Source organism: Curtobacterium sp. HSID17257, assembly GCF_003989515.1.
Taxonomy (GTDB): Bacteria; Actinomycetota; Actinomycetes; order Actinomycetales; family Microbacteriaceae; genus Curtobacterium.
Genome location: NZ_RBLU01000194.1, coordinates 1 through 3,177 on the forward strand (window position 1 = coordinate 1; position 3,177 = coordinate 3,177).

At 72.2% G+C, this 3,177-nt stretch carries 3 protein-coding genes; 1 reads left to right on the forward strand and 2 read right to left on the reverse strand.

The genetic code is table 11. The annotated features are described in order from the left end of the window. Positions 1–317: 317 nt before the first annotated feature. Both D8M35_RS15900 and D8M35_RS15905 read right to left on the reverse strand, forming a co-directional pair. Positions 318–1,220, reverse strand: coding sequence for a M48 family metalloprotease (locus D8M35_RS15900; protein WP_126892687.1), 903 nt, complete (start codon positions 1,218–1,220; stop codon positions 318–320). Between the two features lie 23 nt (positions 1,221–1,243). Next, on the reverse strand, positions 1,244–1,825 hold the full coding sequence (locus tag D8M35_RS15905) for a LemA family protein (protein ID WP_126892688.1): 582 nt from the start codon (positions 1,823–1,825) through the stop codon (positions 1,244–1,246). Between the two features lie 249 nt (positions 1,826–2,074). Here D8M35_RS15905 and D8M35_RS15910 point away from each other — a divergent pair. Next, positions 2,075–3,177, forward strand: a 1,103-nt coding sequence (locus D8M35_RS15910) for an Ig-like domain-containing protein (protein ID WP_238638278.1), incomplete at its 3' end; no start/stop codon positions are given.

A 3,177-nucleotide genomic window follows, 5' to 3' on the forward strand; every position in this document is an offset into this window, starting at 1 on the left:
CCCGGGGACGACGCGGTCGCCTGACCGCCGGCCGGGAGGCACGGCGTGGGTCCGCCTCGCCCGTCCGGCCCCGGCGTGGCTCGGCACGACCCGGCTCAGCTCGGCTCGGCTCAGCTCAGCTCGGCTCAGCTCAGCTCAGCTCGGCTCGGCCCACGCGAGACGCCGCGAGTTCCGCGAGGCGCCGCGGCTTCGTCGAGACGCCGCGACTTCCGACCGCGTCTCGACGGTGCGAGGCCGTCTCGCGCACACGCCCGCGTATCGACGACCGCGGTGCGAGGCCGCCTCGCGCAGACGCCGGCGTCGCGACGACCGCTGTGTCAGAACCGGTCGAGGCTCCCCCGGAGTCGAGCGACCCGGTCGGGCAGCGGCGGGTGTGTCGAGAACAGCCGGTCCATCACACCCGGGCGCATCGGGTCGGCGATCCACAGGTGCGCCATCGACGAGTTCTGCGTGCGTGTCGGTCGGCCGTACGCCTCGAGCTTCTCGAGCGCGCGGGCGAGCCCCTCGGGGTACCGCGTCGTCAGCGCGCCCGTGGCGTCGGCGAGGTACTCGCGCTGCCGGGAGACGGCGGCCTGCACCGCGGCGGCCGCGATCGGGGCGACGAGCACCGCGACGAGCCCCGCGATGATCAGGATCGGGTTGCCGCCACCGCCGCCGTTGTCGTTGTTCCGCCCGCGACCACTCAACCCGCTGAAGATCGAGATGCGCAGGAGCACGTCCGCCAGGAACCCGACCGCGACGACCAGGCCGAAGACGATCGTCGAGACGCGGATGTCGTAGTTCTTGACGTGCCCGAGCTCGTGGGCCATGACGCCCTGCAGTTCGCTGTCGTCCATGATCGCCAGCAGCCCGGTCGTCGCCGCGACGGTGGCGTGCTCCGGGTCACGACCGGTGGCGAAGGCGTTGGGCGCCGGGTCCTCGATGACGAACACCCGTGGCATCGGCATGCCGTTGGTGATCGCCAGGTTCTCGACCGTCCGCCAGAGCCGCGGTTCCGTGTTCCGGTCGATCTCGATGCCGCCCGCGATGGCCGTGGCCTGTCGTCCGGCCAGGAAGTACTGGAGCAGCGCGTACCCGAGTGCGACCAGGAGGACGATGACGCCGACCGAGACGTTGCCCGCGAGGTAGCCGCCCAGGAACCCGAGTGCCCCGACGATGATCAGGAAGACCAGGATGATGACGACGGTGTTGCGCTTGTTCCGCGCGATGGCGCTGTACACGGGTCAGGCCGCCCTCGTCGAGGTCAGAACTGGACGCGCGGCGGTTCGGCGATCGCCGCGGGCTCGGCCGTCTCGAAGAACGTCGCCTCGGTGAAGCCCTTGCTCTTCGCGAACGTCGAGTTCGGGAAGACCCGGATCTTCGTGTTCAGCTCACGCACGCCACCGTTGTAGAAGCGTCGTGCGGCCTGGATCTTGTCCTCGGTGTCGACGAGCTCCGACTGCAGCTGCAGGAAGTTCTGGCTCGACTGCAGCTGCGGGTAGCCCTCGGCGACGGCGAACACGCTCTTCAGGGCCTTCTGCATGTGTCCCTCTGCCACGGAGGCGCTCGAGGCGTCACCGGCGCCGAGGGTCTCGGCCCGGGCGCGCGTCACCGACTCGAAGACGGACTTCTCGTGCGCGGCGTACCCCTTCACCGTGTCGACGATCGTGGGGATGAGGTCCGCGCGGCGCTTCAACTGCACCGTGATGTCGCTCCACGCCTCGTCCACGCGCAGCTTCAGCGTGACGAGCGAGTTGTAGGTCACCCAGAGGTAGATCCCGATCACGACGAGCAGGACCACCACCACTCCGACGACGATCAGCGTCGTGACGAGTCCGGTGTCCATCTGGGCGTACTCCTTTGCGCGTCGGGTCCGGCGCGGTGGGACAGCGACCGGTGCGTGGCCGTGGAACGACCGTCCACGAGTGTACCGAGGCGCACCGGACCGACCCGTTCCCGCAGGATGGTTCACGGGTGATTCCCGAGTGGCGTACACCAGCCGTGCGGCGACCTCCACCCGAGCGTGGGTACGAGCACACGTCGCGGGACACATCATCCGGGTGGTGGATTGACCCGAGCCCGATCATCACGTGTGATGGAGGTGGTGGACACGCTCGGGGACAACGTGCAGACGAGGACGGTCGGAGGCGGCGGTCCCGTCGGTCGACCCCGATCGCGGACCGGACTGCTGACCGCGGCGCTGGTGATCGTGATGACGGCCGGAGCGGTCCTGCTCGCCGCACCACCCGCCTCCGCGGCGACCGTCGCGCCGCCCGCCCCCACGGCGACCACCGCGCCGCAGCAGGACGTCGGAGCCCGGACGGCGTCCCCGACGCCCTTCCCCCAGTTCGGCACGCTGCCGCCGGACACCGACTCCCCCTCGCCGTCCCCGACGGACCGTCCCGCCGTCCGCCCGACCATCGCCGATCCCGGTGACGTCACGACCGCCACCGTCCGGTTCCACGGCAGCGGCACCCCCGGGCACCAGGTGCGCGTCTCCGGTCCGGCGACCACCGGCTCGACCGGATGCGCGACAGCGGTCGCGTCGGACGGCTCCTGGGCGTGCATCGCCACCGTGCGCTCGGGTCCGCAGCAGGTCTTCACGGTGACCGACGAGACGGACACCACGCTCGGGTCCTCCCGCGCGCCGGCGTCCGACGTCGTGGTCCCGCCGGCCGTCACCACGGACCGACCGACGTCCGGTCCCGTGTCCGGCACCGGTCTCCCGGGAGCCACCGTGGCCGTGTCGGTCGCCGGCTCCCCGGCGGACCGCACCGCACGCGTGGACGCCAGCGGCCACTGGACGGTCACGCTGCCCGGCGACACCCGGGACGGCCGCGTGACGGTCTCCGCAGCCCAGACCGCGAGCACCGCGAGCGGCTTCCGCTCGGACCTGCGGAGCGCCCCGTCCGCCCCGCGGACGATCGTGGTCGACCGGACCGCCCCGGCAGCGCCGGTCGTCACGGCGCCGGGGTCCGACGAGCGCGTGCGCTCGCAGCCGTTCACCGTGCGCGGGACCGGTGAGCCCGGCGCGGTCCTCACGGTGTACCTCGACCGCTCACCGGTGTGCCGTGCCGAGGTCGGGGCGGACGGCCGGTGGGCGTGCACGACGACGGGCGCCGCCGCCCGTGCCGGTACCCGGAGCGTGAGCGCCATGCAGCAGGACGCGGCCGGCAACTCCTCGCCGTCCTCGACGGC